The 19,167-nt window shown below is 60.4% G+C and carries 19 protein-coding genes; 10 read left to right on the plus strand and 9 right to left on the minus strand.

The genetic code is table 11. From position 1 onward, the window contains the following. Nucleotides 1–74 precede the first annotated feature (74 nt). From CHB97_RS20200 to CHB97_RS20215, 4 genes are all read right to left on the minus strand, one after another. Nucleotides 75–500, minus strand: a complete 426-nt coding sequence (locus CHB97_RS20200; protein ID WP_089289813.1) for a DoxX family protein — start codon at nt 498–500, stop codon at nt 75–77. Between the two features lie 304 nt (nt 501–804). Beyond that, nucleotides 805–1,863 (minus strand): amidohydrolase family protein, encoded by a 1,059-nt coding sequence (locus CHB97_RS20205; RefSeq protein WP_089289814.1) that lies wholly within the window; start codon nt 1,861–1,863, stop codon nt 805–807. A 260-nt stretch (nt 1,864–2,123) separates the two neighbouring features. Continuing rightward, nucleotides 2,124–3,161: a fumarylacetoacetate hydrolase family protein gene (locus tag CHB97_RS20210; RefSeq protein ID WP_089289815.1), complete on the minus strand. Its 1,038-nt coding sequence runs from the start codon at nt 3,159–3,161 to the stop codon at nt 2,124–2,126. 27 nt (nt 3,162–3,188) lie between these two features. After that, the gene (locus tag CHB97_RS20215) at nt 3,189–4,121 is read right to left on the minus strand and encodes a VOC family protein (RefSeq protein WP_089289816.1); all 933 of its coding nucleotides are present in this window, start codon (nt 4,119–4,121) and stop codon (nt 3,189–3,191) included. 142 nt (nt 4,122–4,263) lie between these two features. Between CHB97_RS20215 and CHB97_RS20220 the strand changes: the two genes are divergently transcribed. The 4 genes from CHB97_RS20220 to CHB97_RS27120 all read left to right on the plus strand — a co-directional run bounded on the left by CHB97_RS20220 (nt 4,264) and on the right by CHB97_RS27120 (nt 9,339). Then, entirely contained in the window at nt 4,264–5,205 is a 942-nt protein-coding gene (locus CHB97_RS20220) for a LysR family transcriptional regulator (RefSeq protein WP_089289817.1), read from the plus strand. 83 nt (nt 5,206–5,288) lie between these two features. Beyond that, nucleotides 5,289–7,775, plus strand: a complete 2,487-nt coding sequence (locus CHB97_RS20225; RefSeq protein WP_089289818.1) for a TonB-dependent receptor — start codon at nt 5,289–5,291, stop codon at nt 7,773–7,775. A gap of 116 nt (nt 7,776–7,891) precedes the next feature. Continuing rightward, a complete protein-coding gene (locus tag CHB97_RS20230) occupies nt 7,892–8,962 on the plus strand; it encodes an aromatic ring-hydroxylating dioxygenase subunit alpha (protein WP_089289819.1) in 1,071 nt (356 codons plus the stop codon). Between the two features lie 59 nt (nt 8,963–9,021). Beyond that, nucleotides 9,022–9,339 carry a 2Fe-2S iron-sulfur cluster-binding protein gene (locus tag CHB97_RS27120; RefSeq protein WP_089289820.1) on the plus strand — a complete coding sequence of 106 codons (318 nt, stop codon included), beginning with the start codon at nt 9,022–9,024 and terminating at the stop codon, nt 9,337–9,339. A 406-nt stretch (nt 9,340–9,745) separates the two neighbouring features. Here the strand turns inward: CHB97_RS27120 and flgH are convergent, their stop codons facing one another. The 4 genes from flgH to flgF are packed head-to-tail and all read right to left on the minus strand — an operon-like array spanning nt 9,746 to nt 13,072. Beyond that, nucleotides 9,746–10,513 (minus strand): flagellar basal body L-ring protein FlgH, encoded by a 768-nt coding sequence (flgH, locus tag CHB97_RS20240; RefSeq protein ID WP_089289821.1) that lies wholly within the window; start codon nt 10,511–10,513, stop codon nt 9,746–9,748. A gap of 11 nt (nt 10,514–10,524) precedes the next feature. Beyond that, on the minus strand, nt 10,525–11,520 hold the full coding sequence (gene flgA / locus CHB97_RS20245) for a flagellar basal body P-ring formation chaperone FlgA (RefSeq protein WP_089289822.1): 996 nt from the start codon (nt 11,518–11,520) through the stop codon (nt 10,525–10,527). A gap of 29 nt (nt 11,521–11,549) precedes the next feature. Continuing rightward, nucleotides 11,550–12,335 (minus strand): flagellar basal-body rod protein FlgG, encoded by a 786-nt coding sequence (gene flgG, locus CHB97_RS20250; RefSeq protein ID WP_089289823.1) that lies wholly within the window; start codon nt 12,333–12,335, stop codon nt 11,550–11,552. A gap of 14 nt (nt 12,336–12,349) precedes the next feature. After that, entirely contained in the window at nt 12,350–13,072 is a 723-nt protein-coding gene (gene flgF / locus CHB97_RS20255; RefSeq protein WP_089289824.1) for a flagellar basal-body rod protein FlgF, read from the minus strand. 167 nt (nt 13,073–13,239) lie between these two features. Here flgF and CHB97_RS20260 point away from each other — a divergent pair, with 167 nt between their 5' ends. Genes CHB97_RS20260 through CHB97_RS20270 form a run of 3 tightly spaced genes read left to right on the plus strand, consistent with a single transcriptional unit; the run spans nt 13,240 to nt 14,348 of the window. Beyond that, a complete protein-coding gene (locus CHB97_RS20260) occupies nt 13,240–13,794 on the plus strand; it encodes a mismatch-specific DNA-glycosylase (protein ID WP_089289825.1) in 555 nt (184 codons plus the stop codon). Between the two features lie 6 nt (nt 13,795–13,800). Next, on the plus strand, nt 13,801–14,118 hold the full coding sequence (gene fliN, locus CHB97_RS20265) for a flagellar motor switch protein FliN (protein ID WP_089289826.1): 318 nt from the start codon (nt 13,801–13,803) through the stop codon (nt 14,116–14,118). A gap of 20 nt (nt 14,119–14,138) precedes the next feature. Beyond that, the gene (locus CHB97_RS20270) at nt 14,139–14,348 is read left to right on the plus strand and encodes a hypothetical protein (protein ID WP_089289827.1); all 210 of its coding nucleotides are present in this window, start codon (nt 14,139–14,141) and stop codon (nt 14,346–14,348) included. 245 nt (nt 14,349–14,593) lie between these two features. Here the strand turns inward: CHB97_RS20270 and CHB97_RS20275 are convergent, their stop codons facing one another. Beyond that, nucleotides 14,594–15,292 carry a Crp/Fnr family transcriptional regulator gene (locus CHB97_RS20275; RefSeq protein WP_089289828.1) on the minus strand — a complete coding sequence of 233 codons (699 nt, stop codon included), beginning with the start codon at nt 15,290–15,292 and terminating at the stop codon, nt 14,594–14,596. Between the two features lie 105 nt (nt 15,293–15,397). Between CHB97_RS20275 and CHB97_RS20280 the strand changes: the two genes are divergently transcribed. From CHB97_RS20280 to CHB97_RS20290, 3 genes are all read left to right on the plus strand, one after another. Beyond that, nucleotides 15,398–16,081 (plus strand): DUF502 domain-containing protein, encoded by a 684-nt coding sequence (locus CHB97_RS20280; RefSeq protein ID WP_200820040.1) that lies wholly within the window; start codon nt 15,398–15,400, stop codon nt 16,079–16,081. 122 nt (nt 16,082–16,203) lie between these two features. Continuing rightward, nucleotides 16,204–18,162: a multicopper oxidase family protein gene (locus CHB97_RS20285; protein WP_160106079.1), complete on the plus strand. Its 1,959-nt coding sequence runs from the start codon at nt 16,204–16,206 to the stop codon at nt 18,160–18,162. A 208-nt stretch (nt 18,163–18,370) separates the two neighbouring features. Beyond that, nucleotides 18,371–19,009 (plus strand): TetR/AcrR family transcriptional regulator, encoded by a 639-nt coding sequence (locus tag CHB97_RS20290; protein ID WP_200820041.1) that lies wholly within the window; start codon nt 18,371–18,373, stop codon nt 19,007–19,009. The last annotated feature ends 158 nt before the right edge of the window (nt 19,010–19,167 follow it).

A 19,167-nucleotide genomic window follows, 5' to 3' on the forward strand; every position in this document is an offset into this window, starting at 1 on the left:
GCGAGAACGGGCGGCTGGGTAGGTGCTCTATCGCACCGGTGCACGGCATACGCATCAAAGCCCCCGGGGAGCGATCAGGCCCCGCGCCGGGCACGCTTGCCGTCCAGGCTGAAGCTTCCGGAGCCCGCGACCGAGAGGTACAGAAAAACGAAGCAGAACAGGATGGCGAGGTCGCCGCCATTCACGACAGGGAAAAAGCCCATCGGCTTTGCGATCCCATTGGCGAAGTGGAACATGAAATAGGCCACCGCCATCTGGCCGGACAAGACGAAGGCCACCGGACGCGTGAAGAGGCCCAGCAGAATGGCCAGCCCGCCGAACGTTTCCAGAATGCCCGCCACACCCGCAAGCGTAAACAGTTCGAACGGCCCCGGATGATGGCCGGCATCGGGAAATTTGATCAGTTTTTGAAGACCATGCTGCATGAACAGAAGTGCTGCGATTACCCGCAGCAGTGCCAGAGCATGAGGCGCGTAACGTTCGGAATTCTTTGTTGGCATTTCCTGTCCTCCTCCTGTTTGCACCATCGCCTGGGGTGATACACCTATCGATGATGCCAACGGTCTTGTGACGCTCTTGAACGGGCGACATGATTATTCAGCGTAATACCAGTGGCACGAAATCCTGACCGCTGGTCACGCTTTCGTGCCCCTCAATCGCCGGCGCCAGCATCCGCTGGCTTGGCTACGCCGCTACCAAGCGGCGCGGCGGCGGTCGCCGCCGTACCAACGGCCATAATTCATGACCGTTGGTATGACTTCATCATGAGCATGAAAGCCGCCAGCTTCCGTCCCCATGAACGGATCAAGGGTTTTCGTGATCGGCTGCTTGTATTTCCAGGTTTAACAGTTCACAGGCGTTCTGGCCCATGACTTTTGCCCGGTCAGCCTCATCAAGATGATGCAGAAAGCCGACCGGATCAGGTTCGCCCATGTCAAAAGGATAATCACTACCCATACAGATGTGATCGGCGCCATATGTGGCCACCAGATAATCCAGCTGCCCCGCCTCAAAGACCAGGGAGTCGAACCAGAGCTGTTTGAGATAGGAGGACGGCTTACGCGAAATATGCTGGTGGCAATCTTCCCGCGTGCAAAAGGCATGGTCCATGCGGCCGCTATAGGCGGGCAGATACCCGCCGCCATGCGCCACGCAAAGCTTGAGGCCTGGATAAGCCTCCAGCACGCCGCCGAAGATCAGGTGACTGACCGCAATGGTGGATTCAAGCGGATTGCCGATCAGGTTGTTGAGATAGTGGTTTGACAGGCGTTCACCTTGCGTGAAGCCAAGCGGATGGAGGAACAGCATCACGCCCAGTTCCTCGGCCGCCGCAAAGAAGGGACGGAATTCCTCTGCGGACAGGTCGCGCCCGCCGACATTGCTGCCAATCTCGATCCCGCGCATGTTGCAGTCGCCAACAACGCGCCGCATTTCCGCGATGGCCATGGCGACATCCTGCAAGGGAACGGTGCCGATGCCGACCAGACGGTCAGGCGCCTGGGCCACGGCTTCCGCCACGCCGTCATTGATGGCGCGTGACAGCTCGCGGCCGAGTTCCGCCGGTGCGAAGTAATAATACTGGCCGGGATTGGGGCTGAGCGCCTGCACATCCACGCCCAGCCGGTCCATGTCCGCCAACCGTTCGGCGACACCGTTCAGCCTCGATCCGATCTGGGCGAACATGCGGGCATTGACCGCATCGGAAGCCGGGCAGGAAAAGGGCAACCCTTTCGGCAGGTTCGGCATCGCCTGGCGCAGCGTCGCCTCGGCGGCGGCAACATTCAGGTGCGCATGGATATCCACCACCAGATGGCGGCCTTTCTTGCGGACAATGATTGGCTTGTGCTGGTGATTGTGACCCATGCTCCGCTCCCTTTTCCTTATACCAATCTCCCTTGATCGTGACCGATCCAGGGAGATTTTGCGTTCCCTCAGACGCCGGGCGCTGCCTCCGGCAGCTTGGCTTACGGCACCACGTGGTGCCGGGCCGGCGGTCGCCGGCCTCCAATCCGCCGAAAGGTCAACCTTTCGGCGGATTGGTATTATACCAACGGTCATCATTCGATCACCGGGCTTCAGTCGCCGGTGCCGCCATTCGGCGGCCCGGCTGCGTGCTGCTGGTGTTAAGCCTGCTCTTTGGTGGGCAGCGGGCCCCAGGTCCAGGTCCTGCCGTTGGTTTCCTCCGGCACGACATTGTTGCGCTGCCGCCCGAGATAGGTGAGTTCAGCTTCCACCACGTCACCCGGACGCATCCAGCGATTGCCATGGAAGGCGCCGTTGCCCGGTGGTGAACCCGTGGACAGCAGGTCACCCGGCATCAGCCGGATGCGCTCCGACGCATAGGACAGGATCTGTTCGGGCTTGAAGATCATGTCGGTTACCGGCCAGTCCTGCATCATCTGGCCGCTCAGTTTCAACTGGATGCGGATATCCTCAAACTTCACGAATTGCTTGGGAACAATGAAGGGGCCGAGCACCTTGAAATTGGGCTGATGCTTGCTGATCCAGTCGAACATGAAACGCACGTCGGTACGGCGGAACTCATCAACCGTGCCGATATCGTTGATCCCGACATAGCCGGCGATCAGATCATTGGCCTCTTCCGGCTTCACATACCGCCCGGTCTTGCCAACGATGACGCCCAGTTCCATCTCCCAGTCAGGATGCTCCCCGATCAGGGGCAATGGAATCTCGTCATTGGCACCGCACAGTGCGGAATGCAGGCCGGTCCAGAAGAATGGCATTCCCTCGCGGGCCCGCCGGTCAATCTCCGCCAGATTGCGCTGAAAGAACTGCTCGTCGCTCTCGCCCGTCCTGCGGTTGTGCTGGTTGAACTTGTTGTGCGTCATCATCTCGGCAACATGCTGCCGGTAGTTGGAACCGGTAAACAGCATGTTGGGATGGGAAACGCAGGGCAGCGCGTGGAGCGTTGCGAACTCATGCTGCGGCCCCTCCCGCCGCGCGGCGATATCGACCAGCGTGTCGAAGGCGCGTTCCCAGTCATCGAAAATGGCATGGGTGTCGGGCCAGTGCGAGGAGAGCTGGAGCACCGTACCATCGGGCAGAACCAGACCCGGGAAGGGCTTGCCCCTTTTAACCGCATAAGTCCCGATGCCGAAGGAGCCAGCAGCGAGACCTGTGGCCGGATTGAATTCAGTCATTTCATTGGTCTCTTCTGTAAAACGGGATTAAACAAAGTAACGGTCCGGTTTGTCAGTCGACCAGGCGTCCATTGTCACCTGGGAGATGTCGTGAACATTCGTTCCGTGCTCCTTGCGGAACAGGTCGGTGTCCGAGAAGGTCTCGAACCGCGCCCCGTCGGGTGCGCGCCAGACGTCAAAGATGTGGCTGCCGTGCGGATGCCGGCCGACCCCCCAGATCGCTTCATATTCCTTTGAACCGAGGAAACAATGGGTGCGCTGCTGCGCTTCAAAGTCCTGTGTCTCGAAGGAGATATGGTGGCAACCGCCGCGCGGGTCCTGCATGAACGCCACGACATGGTGATCGACATATTCGTCGCCGCGGTCCATGCGGAAGAAGCCGACGATCCGTGCCTGCGGCTGACCGGGGATATGATAGATATCGCTGCCGATCAGCCCGAACATCTTTTCATACCATTCGGAACTGGTCCGGAAGCTCTTCACGAAAAGGCCGACATGGCCGATACGCCACAGGCGTGCCGGCCCCCGTTCGCGTCCATGCTGGTTGCGACCGAAGCGGCGCTTCTCGAACGGGGTATTATGTTCCAGTTCGGGATAGAATGGCTCAGGTTCAGAGCGCTGAGAGCCGTGAACCAGAAGCACCAGATTTCCGTCAGGATCAGTGAGCGACACGCTGCGGCCACCGCCGGGGAGGTCCAGATCTGATGGCGCGGTTGCCCCCAATCTGGCATGGGCCTCGTCGAGATCGGCCGCATTTTCAACCGTGAAGGCGAGGCCGACGAACCGGTTCTCCTCGCCTTTGACAGCGACATAAGCAAAAGGGTCGCCGCCACATGTTTTCATGACCAGGCGGCTGTCGGTGCGCTCGACGATGACCAGTCCGAAATCCTTGACGAAGGTCTCCTGTCGATCAAGGTCCCGCACCGCAAACGTTACATGATGAAGCGCCTGCAATCGCATTTTTTGACCCTCTGCATTGGCTCAAAGGTCCGGCCGCTTATCGTCAGACCAGGACGGCCTCAAGGTGGGTGACAGCACTTGATTTGGAAAATGAATTGATCGAATAAGAAATATTGAAGAATCAAATTTTAAAAGGGAGGGCATGGTGATGCGCTTTGAGGGGCTGGATCTCAATCTGCTGGTAGCGTTCGACATGCTGCTCGAATGTCGAAGCACCACCGAGGCCGCGCGTCGGCTGAACATGAGTCAGCCCACGGTTAGTTCCGCCCTGGGGCGGCTGCGTGACTATTTCGGTGATGACCTGCTGGTGAATGTCGGGCGGGAGATGGTGCCGACGCCACTGGCCGAGGAACTGGCGCCTGCGGTGACCGAGATGCTGAATATCGCACGGTTCCGGATCGTCCAGAGTGATGAGTTCGACGCCGCGACATCACGGCGTAAATTCAGGCTGCTCGCCTCAGACTATGTGTTCGACGTGCTGTTGGCGAAGATGCTGGTCAAGGCCGCCCGCATCGCACCGGGCATCATGTTCGAAATCAGCCCGGTTGGTCCGCTGGGCACCCGGCTGTTTCAGAAGGGCGATATCGACCTGATGATCACGGTGCCGCCTTTCAGCCTGGTGGGCTTTCCATCGGAACTGCTGTTTGCTGACATTGATGCGGTGATCTGCTGGAAGCATGGCCGGCACGCACAGGGTATCGATAAAGACACATTTCTGTCGGCTGAATTTGCTGTCCCCGTCTTTGGTGAGGAACGCCGGCCGTCTATCTCGGCCCTTCACTTTGCCGAGGCGGGCCTTGTGCTCAACACCACGCTGCATGTGCCGGGCTTTTCCGCGCTGCCGGGCGCCATCTGCGGTACGGATCGGCTCGCGGTGATGCATTGGCGGCACGCGCGGCTTTTCGAGCGGATGTACCCTCTGGCCTGCCATCATCTTCCCGTCACCGGCACCCAGATCAGTGAGATCATGCAATGGCATCCGCTTCGTCGAAAGGATGCCGGCGTGCGCTGGCTTCGCCAATTGCTGCATGAAGAAGCGGCCGCTTTGGACGCCCATGACCGCGCAAGCAATTTCGTTTCATAATTGTTGAAATTCGAGCAATCGATTTTCCTAATTTTTCAGGAGCGCGCATCTTCGCCCCAACAAAATATTTGGGGAGGAACCTTATGCGCTTCTATCTGCTTGCCTCGTCTGTGCTTGCTGTCGCCGCAACGGGATTGGCTGCACATGCACAGGGTACCCAGGCTGAGACCTCTCAAGGGGCGAGCGCTGGAACCGAGCAGCTTGTCGGACTTGAGGAAGTCATCGTGACGGCCCAGCGCCGGTCGGAGTCGGTTCAGAAGGCGGCGGTGGCGATCACGGCAGTGACCGGCGATGCCCTGGTCAACCAGGGCGTGACCGACGCGACCCGCCTCAATCTGATCGCGCCGGCCCTGTTCGTCACAAATGGCGGCGGGGCCAATACCGGCTTCTTCGTTCGCGGTGTCGGCAATTTCACCAATAACGGCTATACAGCGCCGGCGGTGGCATTCAACATCGATGATGTCTATGTCGGCCGCCCCTCCTCCACGATCGCCTCGTTCCTCGATCTCAATCGCGTCGAAGTTCTCAAGGGCCCGCAGGGCACGCTCTATGGGCGGAACGCCACCGGCGGTGCCATCAATGTGATCCCCAACAAGCCGAAACTCGGCGTCTCCGAAGGCAATGTTGCCGCGCAGTATGGCAATTATAATGCCTATGAGGTCATGGGTGTGGTCAATGCCCCGCTCGGCGATGACGTGGCGATGCGCCTGGCGGCCGTCAAAAGCGAGCATGATGCCTATCTCGATGACGGCACGAGCACGGCCGACGATCTGGCCATCCGCGGGCAGATTTATGGCGAACTGAGCGATACGATCAATGTACGCTTGTCCGCCGATTATTCGGCCCAGAAAGGCACCGGCACGGGCATCAACATCGACGGCGTCTACCGCTTCACACCGTTCTCGCCGACGGCGACGATCACCAATCGCACATTCGTCCCGGTACCGGCCGATGTCAGCACCCTGAGCGGGATGCACAACCAGGCGACACTCAATTTTATCCAGAACAACGCATCCATGGGGCCGCTATTCTCCCCCATGGTCGGCTATGTCTATCCCTCCCGGAACGACAAGTACTTCAACACCAATGCAGAAATAAATGTCGATCTGGGTGACGCCGAACTGGTTGTCATTCCGGCCTTCCGTCGCGCAGAGACCGATGACACGTTCAACGGACCGCCGTTCAAGGCCGCGATGCAGAGCGACGTGGCGAAGCAGTACAGCCTTGAAGCACGCATGTCAGGCAAGGTCGGCGATCTGGACTGGATTCTTGGTGGCTATCTGTTTGACGAGTCCGTGGATGGCAACAACTCGTTCAATCAGTTCGCCACTACCAACTTCAACGATTATAACAGCAAGATCAAGTCGAAGGCCGTCTTTTCCCGCCTGACCTATCATGTCACCGATGATTTCCGTCTGGTGGGTGGCCTCCGCTACACCTACGAAAAGCGTGAGATGGACGCCAAGATCAACACCGTGACAGCCATCTGCCGCCGGGTGCCCAATTCCTGCCCGCAGGTTCCCACGATCCCGGCGGCACTCACCCTCGCAGAGGCGCTTTCACAGCTCAGCCCCTCGCTTTTCCCCGTCACCAATCCATTCAGCAACCCGACGGCCTCTGCAACCTATCCATACGGCCCGCTTGTCAATGGGCAGCCGGGAGCCCTGTTTCAGGTTGTCAGCCGCAATATTCAGGACACGGCTTCCGATGGCGAAGTGACATACCGTCTCGCCGCTGAATATGACGTCAGCTCAGACAATCTGCTCTATGGCAGCTATGAGACGGGCTTCCGCGCGGGTGGCTTCAACCTGGCGATCGGACGTGAATCTTATAAGCCGGAATATATCAAGGCATGGACGGTCGGGTCGAAGAACATGTTCTTTGACAATCGCTTCCAGGTCAATCTGGAAGCGTTCTACTGGAAATACAAAGACCAGCAGCTGGGCGCGCTGGGCGTGGACGGGGAGGGCCGTAACGCTCTGGTGATCCAGAATCTGGGCGCCTCGCGGATCAAGGGCATGGAACTGGATACCAAGGCGCAGGTCTCAGAGACCACCCGCCTGCGTGCCAATATCCAGTACCTGGATGCCGTCTACACCGACTTCAAATACAATCAGGTCGACACGTCGCAACCCACCGACCCTCTGAACTTTCAGACCCCGTTCACCGGCTGCTCGTTCCAGCAGGTCACGACGCCCTCACGCTCGTTCAATATCGACTGTTCCGGCAAGCGCGCCTTGCTCTCCCCGAAATGGACGCTCAACATGGGCGTCGATCAGACGATTGAACTGGACAATGTTGATCTGGTGGGATCGGCCAGTGCACGGTATCGCACAGACCGCGAACTGGGCTTTAACTACCTGCCGACCAGCCGCAGCGGCGATGACTGGACGTTTGACGCCTCGCTGTCGATCGAACCTCATCAGGTTCCTGTCACGGTCCTCTTGTTTGTGCGGAACCTCACCAATGAAGCCATCCGGTCGACCAACCAGGGGGGGGCCGGCAACGTGACGTCTTTCACACTGGAGCCGCCGCGCACCTATGGCTTGCGGGTTAGCTATACGTTCTGACGGGAAGGGGAAAACGAAGCCATCTTGACGGATACCAGATCCCGATGCGTTGACCTCATCGGGATCTGGTTTGCCGACGAGTGCCGCCGTCTCCAAAGACCTTAAGGGTGATCAAGATGTATCCCTTTAATACGCCCAGTTCGATCCTCCGCAATCGTTGGTACATTGCCGCCTTCTCGAACGAGATTTCGCGGGAACCGATGGAGCGCCGGCTTCTGGGCATTCCGGTTGCGCTCTACCGACGGGAAAACGGCGCGCCCGTGGCGATGTATGGCCGCTGCCCCCATCGGTACTTTCCGCTTGCCCAGGGCAAGGTGCGGGGCGACGCGCTAGTATGCGGATATCACGGATTTGAATTTCAGGCGGATGGCAAGTGCAGTTCGATCCCCTCACAGGGCACCGGCGCGAACTTCTGCCAGCCGACCTATGAAATCGTTGAACGCGGGCCGCTATGCTGGATCTGGATGGGCGACCCGGAAAAGAGCGATCAGGGCTTGATCCCGCCCTATGCGGATTTTGGTTTGGATCAGCCGGGCTGGCGGTACAGTTCGGCCAACTATTTTCATCTCAAAGGCCGCAGTCAGCTGTTGATCGATAATCTTATGGATCTCACGCACTTACCCTATGTGCACTACCATATTGCGGGCGGTGATGCGATGCGCACGCCTGCGATGATCGATGAGGAACGGCCGATCAGCTATCGTGTATCACGAACAGGAAAGGTGCCCTTCACCACATTCCATGAACTGGTGTTCGGCCCTGAGGCGCGTTTCGAGGGGCTTTCGGACTTTCTGTCGCTGACAGACTATTACGGGCCGGAGTTTATCCGTACGAGCCTGCCGATCACGACCGCGATCAACGGTGACAATCATGTTCCGCCGGCGCTGGGCACCCTGAACATTCTCCATGGGATCACGCCCGAAACCGAAAACACGACCCATTATTTTGGCTTTGCAACCCGTAATTTCCGCCTCGACAGCCAAGGGTTGGATGCATTTCAGCTTGAGTCGGATTGCAAAATTCGTCAGCAGGACGTCAATGCCATTGAGGCGGTTGAGCATGGTCTTGATGAAGCGTCGGCCCGGCAGCGCGAACTTCTCGTCCGCGCCGACGCTCCGGCTGTCAAAGTGCGGCGGAAGATCGAAGCCTTGCTGCGGGCGGAACAAGAAGCGCCCCGGGCCGCCTGATCGGCACAGCTCGAACATGCAATGAATAGTCGGGCGCAATTTTACGGGGGAAGCGCGGCATGCCAATATTGAAAGTTACCGCCCGCGACGGCTCCCTGCACAGGGTTGAGGGGGAAGCCGACGTCAAAGTCATGGAGGTTCTCCGGCAGGCCGGCTTCGATGAGCTTCTGGCGCTTTGCGGTGGTTGCTGTTCATGCGCCACCTGCCACGTCTACGTGGATGAAGTCGATTTGGGTCGGCTCGCGCCAATGTCCGAGCATGAGAACGACCTCCTGGATATATCGCCCCACCGGACGGAACGGTCGCGCTTATCGTGTCAGATCCCGTTTTCCCCAGACCTGGATGGCCTGCATGTTGAAATCGCGCCAGAGGATTAGGGCGTGTCGTTAATTACGGGCTTCCCAAAGCCGGGGATCGATGATTCATACTAGAGGTTGACCTTTAGGCGGCTTGGAGGCCGGCGACCGCCGGCCCGCCGCACATGCGGCGTAAGCCAAGGGCGCGGATGCGCCCGCCCGGCGCCTGAGGGAACACAAAATCTCCCTGGATCGGTCACGATCAAGGGAGATTGATATTATACCATCGGTCGAAATTCTTCACCGATGGTAATGCTGCAACTGCCGCCGTGTGGTTTGTACCGCGCCAATCAACTCGCGGCGAGTTCTGCTCCCCGCAAATTGGTATCCTCTTCAGTCACGGTGTCTGACTTTACAGGAAAACTGGAGGGACCGGCAACCGCCGGCCCCTGCCCATCGCTTTGTCCCTAACCGGTGGTGTCACCCATCAGAACGGGTTGATGATGTCGATCACCTGCTGGCCCCAGCGCGGCTGCTGCAGGTCGCTGACCTGGCCCTTGCCGCCATAGGAAATCCGTGCCTCGGCAATTTTTTCATAGGAGATGGTGTTGGCGGAGGTGATGTCTTCCGGCCGGATGATGCCGTTCAGGGTCAATTCCCGCATTTCGTAATTCACCCGCACTTCCTGCTTGCCCTGCACCACCATATTGCCGTTGGGCAAAATCTGCACGATCAGGGCGGCGACCTGCAGATTGATCTGTTCCTGCCGCTGGATCTGGCCATTGCCGACGCTGTTGCTGGTGCTGTTGGTGCTGAGCAGGCTGGCGGCCGTAACCGTATCGGGTAGAACGGTATTGGTGCTGGCTTCCAGACCGAACAGGTTGGGCACACCCATTGTTTCTGTACCAGTACGGGCACGGGTCGTCTGGTTTTGCAGCTGGGCCCTATCGTTGATCTGGATATTCACGGTCAGGATATCGCCGACGCGGGCAGCGCGCTGATCCTTGAAGAAGGCGCGCGAACCGGCTCGCCACAGAGAGTTGGCCCGCTTTTCCACCACCGGCGCTTCCGGCATCGGCAACCGCACCGGCTGATAATTCGGGCTGCGCGAGGGATCCTCGATGGAGGAAAAGGCCGGTTCCTTGCCGACACTGGCCAGCCGGTCGGCCGTGCCGCAGGCGGTCAGCATACTGGCCCCCAGGATCAGGGTGGTAAGCGTGGTGGCGGTACGCAGGAAGGGACGGGCGGCGGACATGTCGGTTCTCCTTATCGGCTCGGCCGGGCCTGATTGGCGGCGAGCCTGACGGCAGCTTGTTGGGCGGCGGCGATCTCGGCAGCGGGGCGGACGGTCACCAGATTGGGACCGGCCACCGTTGCCTCAATCACCCTGCTGCTGGAGCTATTCACAATCCGTACCAACTCACCCTGCGCGCCGTCGCCCAGGGCCTTGCCTTGGGCGGTCAGCTGCATGGAACCCGATTGCAGCATGATGGTGACGGCCTGTCCCTTCACCACCACCACCGGTTCGCGCACATCGCGGCTGCTGACCGGTTGATTGGGGGCCACGGCGCGGCGCATACTTTTGCCCACCAGTTCGTCCGCACGGATGACGGCACCCGCCATCACCCGATCACGCGGCATGTTGAGATAGCTGAGGTCGCTGTCCCCCACCACTTCGCCCGGCGCCAGCCGGCGGTTCAACACCGGCAGTTCCACCATGTCAATGGCGCGGCCGCTGACCGTCTGGCGCAGCAATTCCGGCCCGGCGGCAGGGGCGATAAGATCGGCCGTCAAACGACCGCGCACGGCATCATAGGCAAGATTTTCCACCCGCACAGACATATCGCTGCCGGTCGGCAAAAACAGCGCCAGGGACCGGTTATCCAGCTGGATATCGACATTGGCGCCGGTGCCGGCCTGCTGCACCAGGGCATCACGCAGACTGTCCTGGATCGCTGCCTGCGGGATTTGCACCGCTTCCCGCTTCAACTGCACTGTTTCGCCCAGCCCCACCGGCCGCCAGGCCACCCCGTGGGTGGTGGCGATGCGCAGCAAGGCGGCGGTATCCAGCGTCAGCGTCCCGCCGGGGGCAGGGGCGTTGGTCACCACGCGGGCCGCCTGTTCCGGCGGCAACCCATCGAACAGGTCGCCCAGCACCACCTGCTGGGCGCTCACCACGCCGTTCGGCTTCAGGGCGGCGGCACCAGCCGGCGGGGCGGTCAGCAGCGTGGCGGTGATCAGCAGGGCGGCGAGGCGGCGCATGGCGATAACTCCCTTTACGAAAATCCGGATCAGCGCAGCTGGCTGACGGACTGCATCATCTGGTCGGTGGTGGAGATGACGCGGGAATTCATTTCATAGGCGCGCTGGGCGGTGATCAGCTGGGTGATCTCGGCCACGATATTGACGTTGGACGTCTCCACCGCGCCCTGGGTGATGCGGCCGAAACCGGGGGCACCCGGATTGCCGGCAATCGCCTGACCGGAGGCCGGGGTTTCCAGCAGCAGGTTGCCGCCGATGGCTTCCAGACCGGCCGTGTTGGGGAAGTTGGCCAACTGGAGCTGACCGACATTCTGCGGGGCGACCTGGCCATCCAGCTTGGCCAGCACCTCGCCATTGGGGTTCACGGTGATGTCCACGGTATTCTGTGGGATCACGATGCCCGGCACCACCTGATAGCCATCGCCGGTAACGATGGTGCCTTCTGCATTCAGCTGCAGGGAGCCGGCGCGGGTATAGGCGGTGTCGCCATTGGGCAAGGTCACCTGGAAATAGCCCTGGCCATTGATGGCCAGATCCAGCGTATTGCCGGTGGGGCTGATATTGCCCTGTTCGTTGATGCGGTAGATGGCGGCGGCCTTTACGCCGGTACCGACCTGGATGCCCGACGGCACCACGGTGCCGGCATCGGACGAGGTGGAGCCGACGCGGCGCTGGTTCTGGTACAGCAAATCCTGGAATTCCGCCCGCTGGCGCTTATAGCCAGTGGTGGTCATGTTGGCGATATTGTTGGAGATGGTTTCCACATTGAGCTGCTGGGCCAGCATTCCGGTGGCGCCGATGGAGAGGCTGCGCATTTTTCCGTTCCTTCTTACTGAGCCCGGGCCAACTGACGGATCGCGGTGCGGATCCGTTCATGCTCGGTGTCGATCATCTTCTGGACATTCTGATAGGTGCGGATGACGTCGATCATCTGGGTCATCTCCACCACGCTCTGCACGTTGGAGCTTTCCAGCGCGCCCTGGGTCACCTGCGGCTGTTCAATCAGGATTTCATCCTGATCGGTGCTGTACAGCCCGCCGCCCAGCTCCATAAGCTTCTGTTCATCCTCGAAATTCACCACTTTCAGCTTGCCGACCACACCCTGCTCGGTCTTCACCGTGCCATCGCCCTGGATGTCGAGCTGGCTGGTGCCTTCCGGGATGGTCAGGCGCTGGTTGTTTTCCCCCAGCAGCGGCAGGCCGCTGCGGTCCACGATTTCGCGGTTGGCGTTCATCTGAAAGGCGCCGCCACGGGTGTAGCGGGGGCCGGACAGCGTCTCCACGGTGAAGTAACCTTCGCCGCGCAGCGCCAGATCCAGCGGGTTCTTGGTGATGCTCAAGGGGCCCGCCTCGGTGTTGCGCAGCAGGCCGTAATCCTGCACGAAGCTCATCCGGTCGCCTTCGCGGTTCGGCCGCTCCAGATATTCCAGGAACAGCATCCGCTGCGACTTGAAACCCGTCGTGTTCATGTTGGCGACATTGTTGGAAATCACTTCCATCTGCCGGCGCAGGGCTTCCTGGCGTGACAGCGTGATGTAGAGTGAATTTTCCATCGTCTTACCCTCGGCAACATCGATGGGCGGCAAGGCCCGTGGTCGCAAAGTGATAAGCAATCGGTGTGCCAACCAGGCTTTTCCGCCATTTTCGGCCAGAGTGCTATGGGTATGGGCAAGAAGTGCCGGGCTTGCGCCCTCGCCCCTGGCGGGGCAAAGTGGCGCCCATGATCCTGCCCGACCTGCTTCGCCCCGGCCTTGACCTTGTGTTCTGCGGAACGGCCCCGTCGCGCATCTCTGCCGCGCGCGGGGCCTATTATGCCAATCCCGGCAACCGGTTCTGGCCCAGCCTGTGGGAGGTGGGGTTATTGCCGGCGCCGCTGCGCGCCGCCGACTTTCCCCGCCTCAACGATCTGGGACTGGGTCTGACCGACCTCAACAAGACGGAGATCGGCAATGATGCCGATCTGTCCCCCGATGCCTATGATGTGCCGGGCTTCCTGGCCAAGATGCGCCAGTGTCGGCCGGGCGGGATTGCTTTCACCAGCAAGCATGGGGCCGCCATCTTCCTGGCGGCCATCGGGGCCGGGCGGGACATCCCCTGGGGCCGGCAGCCGGCGGATTGGGAGGGGATGGCCCTGTTCGTGCTGACCTCCCCCTCCGGTCAGGCGCGCCGCTGGTTCAATATCGACCCCTGGCGGCAGGCGGCGGCCTTTGTCGCTGCACGAAGGGGCGGGGCCGTGCTAGCATCGCCTTCCATGACCATCCAGCAGCAAGGGTGATCCAGCATGGCGGATCAGGATGATATCGACGCGATGTTCGGCGAGATGGCCGGGGGCGGCAGCGTCAAAATGGTGCCGGAAGCGGCGGAGATTTCCGCCGTCTATGACACAGAGGTGGAGATGAGCGTCGTGCTCGGCACCTCCGTCATCCGGGTGCGCGACCTGTTGAAGCTCGGCCGTGGCGCGATCGTGGAACTGGACCGCAAGATCGACGACCTGTCCGACATTGTCGTGTCCGGCCGCATGGTGGCGCGCGGGGAGGTGACCATCGTGGAAGACAAGATCGCCGTCACCTTCAGGGAATTCGCCCGCATCAATAACTGATCCCCTGCGGCAGGTGTGCCATGCCCCGCTATTCCGTCGGCCTCTACAATGCCCAGGTCCGCGCCAAGCTGGCAGATGGGGAGCGACATCGCCAGCTGAGCGATGATTGGGCCGATATCCATTATTTCGAGATTGCCGCCGACAACCCGGAACAGGCGCGCCTGCGCATCCATCAGCGCTATCCGATGGAGCAGGGCTATGTCGTCGCGTCCATCGACCGGGAAGATTGAGCGCGGCCGGCACCGACCCAAAAAGAAAGCCGGCTGCGGGGTGGCAGCCGGCCAGAGATGAAGGGAGCCTCATAAGGAGGTAAAGTCCTAACCGTGGCTCTTCTGCAACGGTCAAGCCACTTTTATATAGCAAATCCCGTCGGGCTTTAAAAGGGTAAAAAGCGTGTCATAAGCACCACACTCTAATTTTTTCGGCTACTGCCCATCTCCCTCAGCGCCGGGTGCCCGCATCTGCGGGCTTGGGCTCAATCGCCGCGCACTTCCTCTACCATCTCCTCCAGCCGGGCAAAGTCGGCGATCAGCAGGCTGTTCCCCTGGCGGACAACGATATTGTCGCGGCCCAGATCGCTCATCACCCGCGCCACCGTCTCCCGCGTGGTGGAGACGCGGCTGGCAATGTCGGAATGGATTGGCACCGGGGTGATTTCCGCCTTGTTGCCCGGCTTCAGCCCGGCCTTGGCCAGGCGCAGCAATTCCGCATGGACGCGGTTATTGGCACCCAGGGTGGAGAGATCCATGATCCGGCTGGTGGAGGAACGGACAATATGGGCCAGCCGCCGCATCACCGCCGTGGCCACGGCCGGATGGCTGGTGACCGTTTCCAGAAACAGGCGCGGCGACATGAAGGCCACCAGCGTTTCGGTCAGCGCCACGATGGAGGCGGAGCGTGGGCCGCTGTCGATGGCCGATAATTCGCCCAGATAGCCCCCGGCCTCGATATCGTCGAAGGTGATTTCCCGGCCAGAGAGGGAGTAGTTCACCACCTGGACCCGACCTTCCACGATGAAACAAACATCGCGGCTGTCCGATGAACGGTCCACAATCTGTTCATGCGGGTGAAAATGCCGCCAGCTGCACTGGCGGGCCAGGCTGACGCGTTCGTCGGCACTGAGCGACTGCAACAGGTCGATGCGGTCCAGATTGGCGCTATGGGCTTCGCTCACGGGGGGAGTTCCGTCTGCAAATGGGTTCAAACAGAGTACATCTAGGCCCGTCCGCCGCAAACCGCTACGGTTTCGACAGGCCGATGATTTTGCAAGGAGGTTGGGGTGACAGAGCGTAATACAAGGCCCGGGGCTGAGAAAGCCGGCAAATGGGCCTTTCACCTGACCTTGGGCGCCCGGCTGAAGGCCTATCTGTTCACTGGCATTCTGGTGACGGCACCGATTTCCATCACCTTTTATCTGGCACGGCTGGTGATTGATGGAATCGACCGGCTGGTGGACAGCGTGCTGCCGGCAACCTATCACCCGGATCATTATCTGCCTTTCAGCGTGCCCGGCCTGGGTCTGCTGATCCTGCTGGTTTTCCTGGTGCTGGTCGGCATGGCCTCTGCCGGATTCGCTGGCCGGCTGCTGGTGCGGCTGGGTGAGGCGCTGGTGGCGCGGATGCCAGTGGTGCGCGGCATCTACAGCGCCACCAAGCAGATTTTCGAAACCGTGCTGGCCCAGCAGTCCGATGCCTTCCGGGAAGTGGTGCTGGTGGAATTTCCACGTAAGGAAACCTGGTCCATTGCCTTCATCACCGGCACCACCAAGGGGGAGGTGCAGCGCCTGACGGATGAGGAGGTGGTGAATGTTTTCGTCCCCACCACCCCCAACCCGACATCGGGTTATCTGATGTTCGTCCCGCGCAGCCAGCTGGTGCCGCTGAGCATGAGTGTGGAGGAGGGGTTGAAAATGGTGGTTTCCGGCGGGCTGGTGACCCCGCCGGATCGGGAGACGGGGGTTTGACCTTATAGAAGAAAGGTTGCGTTTCTGTCCGATATTTACCCGTGAAGCGTTCAATTTTGTTGTTCTGTCGGGCGGCCTGGGTCATATATCCCACCATTCTTCGTTGAATGGGGGGCGAGAAAATGCGCGGATCAGTGGGATTATCCTGGCGGCTGGCGGGGGCTGTCTGCCTATCCGCCATCGGTCTGGCCATGCCGGCCCAGGGGCAGAAGGCGGCTGCGGTGCCGGACTTCGCCCCGCCATCTGTGCTGCGGGCGGAAGAGGGGCTGACATCGACCGCGAAAGGGGATGTGCAGGCTGGTTTCAACAAATTCACAAGCCGGGCGCTGAGAAATGCGGTGGATACCGGCAAGGAGCTGCATTATGTCCTGCCCATCGTGCTGAGCGATGGCACGATTTTCAACCCGGCCACGGGCCGTAACGACAAGGTGCGTCTGCGCGCCTACAACGGTACCTTCCCGGCCCCGACCATCAAGATGCTGCCGGGCCAGACGGTGCGTCTCACCCTGCAGAACAAGCTGGCGCCCGAGCCGCTGTGCGGGGCCACCGGCAACACCAATATTCCGCACTGTTTCAACACCACCAACATGCACAGCCACGGGCTGTGGATTTCCCCCACCGGCAACAGCGACAATGTGCTGCTGTCGATCAGGCCGGGGGTGGATTTCCAGTATGAATATAATGTGCCGGCCGATCATCCGGCCGGCACCTTCTGGTATCACCCGCACACCCATGGATCCACCGCCATTCAGGTGGGCAGCGGCATGGCGGGTGCGTTGCTGATTGAAGGCAAGCGTCCCCCCACCATGGCCAGCAATGGCGATCTGGATACGCTGCTGAAGGGCTTCGCCCCCGATGGCGACATCACCAAAGAGGTGATGCTGATCCAGCAAATTCCCTATGCCTGTCTGGTTGACGCCAATGGCAAGGCCAAGCCCGAGGACGCCATCTGGACCTGTAACGAGGGTGAAGTGGGCGTGGTGGAAAATTTCGACTACCAGTTCGATCCCAAGGCCTGGAAGAAATCCGGCCGTTACACCATGTTCAATGCCCAGGTGCGGCCGGAAATGAAGCTGAAGTCAGGCCAGCTTTATCGCTGGCGCCTGATTGATGCCGGCGTGGAGGAAACGGTCAACCTGCGCATCCGCAAGGCCAGTAATCCGGGCGCCCTGAACCGGCGGGCCGCCGGGGCGAAGGCAGAGGAAGTGGAAGTGCAGAAGGCCTGCGCCGGCACCGACGTGACCCAGTTCGAAGTGGCGGCCGACGGGCTGACCCGTGGGCAGATTTTCGCCAAGGTCGATAATAACCTGCAGCCGGGATATCGCAGCGATGTGCTGTTCGTGCTGCCGGAGCCGGGTGAATATTGCGTCTATGACGATGCCAGCGGCACGGATCAGGTGATGAATTCCCCTGACAACCCCAAGGTGATCGGCGTCATCCACGCTGCCGGTGGTACCATCAAAGGAACCCAGAAGGAATTCCTGACCGAGCAACTGCTGCGGGCGGCCGACGATCTGCCAGCCGATGTGCGGGAGGTTGTGCAGGCTGACCTACGCAATGACCTGCGGCTGACGAAATATATTCCGCACCAGGACGTCACGGAAGAGGAGATCAAGGTTTCAGGGCAGCCGCAGGTGGATATCGCCTTCAATCTGGAATTCGAGGTGCCGCCCACCAAATTCCTGATCAACCAACATGCCTATGATCCCAATCGCATGGATCATACCTTGATCCTGGGTACGGCCCAGCAATGGCAGTTGCGCACCCTCAGCGTGAACCATCCGTTCCATATCCACGTCAACCCGTTCCAGATCGTGGATATCCAGCCGGCCGATCCCAAGGTCGGGCTGAGCAATGACAGCAAGAAGGTCTATGAGGGCATGAAGGGTACCTGGAAAGACACGATCATGGTGAATGAAGATGCCATCATCACCATCCGCACGCGTTACAGCCGCTATATCGGTCAATATGTGCTGCATTGCCATATTCTGGATCATGAAGACCAGGGCATGATGCAGAATGTGCAGATCGTCCTGCCGGATGGGCAGGGCGGTGCCCAGCCGCTGGGTCATAATCACTGATCCGGGGTGATACTGCCGGGATGACAAGGGGCGTCGGGCAACCGGCGCCCCTTTCCTTTTGTCCGGGGCCTCCAGCCTGATACCATTGCGCTCCCGCGGTTGAAGCATGTTGGTGGTGGGGAAGTTGGAACAGGGCGGTGAGCAGTCAATTGGTGCGGTGGGGCGCGGTCCCCGGTCTGAGAAGGGGGAGGAAACGCGGGAGCGGATCTTGGATGCCGCTGAGAAGCTGTTTGCTCGGCACGGCTTCTACGGTGTCAGCGTGCGCCAGATCACCGGGGAGGCCGGGGTGGATGTGGCGCTGGCCCATTATTATTTCGGCACCAAGATGGGATTGTTCGATGCGGTGTTCCTGCGCCGGGCAGAAATCCTCAACCGGGAGCGGATCGCTTCTCTCAACCGTTATCAAGCCGATCCAGGGCCGGAAGGCCCGACGGTTGAAGGAGTGATAGAGGCCTTTGTCGGGCCGATGCTGGATATCTGGGCGGCGGGCGGGCGCGGCTGGTCGGATTATTTCGCCCTGCTGGCGCAGGTGAACAATACACCTGACTGGGGCGGGCAGACCATGGCCCGCTATTTCGATCCGGTCATTCATCGCTTGCTGGATGTGCTGCGCCCCATCCTGCCGGGGGCGACGGAGGCGGATTTGCTCTGGAGTTATCAGTTCCTCTCCGGCGCCATGTTGCTGGCCTTCGCCCAGACCGGCCGGATTGAGCGACTCTCCGGTGGTGCCCTGGCATCCGATGATGTCGCGGCGGTGCGGGCCCGGATGCCCCGCTATATCGCTGCCGGTTTCCGCGCCGTTTGTGGCCAGAACACTGCTCTGCTGGGTGACAAAGCCATGCCGTGAGCGACGGGCTGGGCTGCGCCTTCGTTTGATCGGCAAAATTTTGTATTTAATTCAATGATTTGCGTGAATTGTGGGTGGTGGCCCGGCAATCTCGCTTTGTGCGCAGCAGCATTGTTAATGTGAATTGTTCGCAATATCGTGCGCGCAGCCAAACATTC

Source organism: Azospirillum sp. RU38E, assembly GCF_900188385.1.
Classification (GTDB): domain Bacteria; phylum Pseudomonadota; class Alphaproteobacteria; order Azospirillales; family Azospirillaceae; genus Niveispirillum.

Excerpts from the sequence above, each read along its gene's own strand:
- CHB97_RS20200 (WP_089289813.1), bottom strand. The coding sequence starts at position 500 with ATGCCAACAAAGAATTCCGAACGTTACGCGCCTCATGCTCTGGCACTG.
- CHB97_RS20205 (WP_089289814.1), bottom strand. The coding sequence starts at position 1,863 with ATGGGTCACAATCACCAGCACAAGCCAATCATTGTCCGCAAGAAAGGC.
- CHB97_RS20210 (WP_089289815.1), bottom strand. The coding sequence starts at position 3,161 with ATGACTGAATTCAATCCGGCCACAGGTCTCGCTGCTGGCTCCTTCGGC.
- CHB97_RS20215 (WP_089289816.1), bottom strand. The coding sequence starts at position 4,121 with ATGCGATTGCAGGCGCTTCATCATGTAACGTTTGCGGTGCGGGACCTT.
- CHB97_RS20220 (WP_089289817.1), top strand. The coding sequence starts at position 4,264 with ATGGTGATGCGCTTTGAGGGGCTGGATCTCAATCTGCTGGTAGCGTTC.
- CHB97_RS20225 (WP_089289818.1), top strand. The coding sequence starts at position 5,289 with ATGCGCTTCTATCTGCTTGCCTCGTCTGTGCTTGCTGTCGCCGCAACG.
- CHB97_RS20230 (WP_089289819.1), top strand. The coding sequence starts at position 7,892 with ATGTATCCCTTTAATACGCCCAGTTCGATCCTCCGCAATCGTTGGTAC.
- CHB97_RS27120 (WP_089289820.1), top strand. The coding sequence starts at position 9,022 with ATGCCAATATTGAAAGTTACCGCCCGCGACGGCTCCCTGCACAGGGTT.
- flgH (WP_089289821.1), bottom strand. The coding sequence starts at position 10,513 with ATGTCCGCCGCCCGTCCCTTCCTGCGTACCGCCACCACGCTTACCACC.
- flgA (WP_089289822.1), bottom strand. The coding sequence starts at position 11,520 with ATGCGCCGCCTCGCCGCCCTGCTGATCACCGCCACGCTGCTGACCGCC.
- flgG (WP_089289823.1), bottom strand. The coding sequence starts at position 12,335 with ATGCGCAGCCTCTCCATCGGCGCCACCGGAATGCTGGCCCAGCAGCTC.
- flgF (WP_089289824.1), bottom strand. The coding sequence starts at position 13,072 with ATGGAAAATTCACTCTACATCACGCTGTCACGCCAGGAAGCCCTGCGC.
- CHB97_RS20260 (WP_089289825.1), top strand. The coding sequence starts at position 13,240 with ATGATCCTGCCCGACCTGCTTCGCCCCGGCCTTGACCTTGTGTTCTGC.
- fliN (WP_089289826.1), top strand. The coding sequence starts at position 13,801 with ATGGCGGATCAGGATGATATCGACGCGATGTTCGGCGAGATGGCCGGG.
- CHB97_RS20270 (WP_089289827.1), top strand. The coding sequence starts at position 14,139 with ATGCCCCGCTATTCCGTCGGCCTCTACAATGCCCAGGTCCGCGCCAAG.
- CHB97_RS20285 (WP_160106079.1), top strand. The coding sequence starts at position 16,204 with ATGCGCGGATCAGTGGGATTATCCTGGCGGCTGGCGGGGGCTGTCTGC.